We start from the raw sequence: 307 nt of genomic DNA on the forward strand, positions 1-307 counted from the left end.
TCCCTATTCTCCTGAGCTTAACCCGATAGAGCAGGTATGGAGTTGGTTAAGGCAACGCTGTTTAGCCAATCAAAGTTTCAGAGATTATGACGATATTGTTGATAAGGTTTGCGCGGCATGGAACCAGTTTCTGCAATGCACTCAGCGAGTCAAAAAGATGTGCTCGCGGCAATGGATTGACCTGACCAGTTAATTTTCCAGAATGGTATAACGAGCAGTCGAACAAATTACAAACGCCAGATAGCAAAAAACCCAGCCATTACTGACTGGGTTTCTCTAAGAAGTGGCGGAGCGGACGGGACTCGAA

The 307-nt window shown here is 45.9% G+C and carries 1 protein-coding gene; it reads left to right on the top strand.

Annotated features, from left to right (window positions below; all coding sequences use genetic code 11):
- The coding region (locus tag P0Y67_RS22930) for a transposase (protein WP_342393721.1) at window positions 1-193 on the top strand (193 nt) is incomplete at its 5' end.
- Window positions 194-307 lie beyond the last annotated feature (114 nt).

It is taken from the genome of Photobacterium sp. SP02 (assembly GCF_038519165.1).
Classification (GTDB): Bacteria; Pseudomonadota; Gammaproteobacteria; order Enterobacterales; family Vibrionaceae; genus Photobacterium; species Photobacterium halotolerans.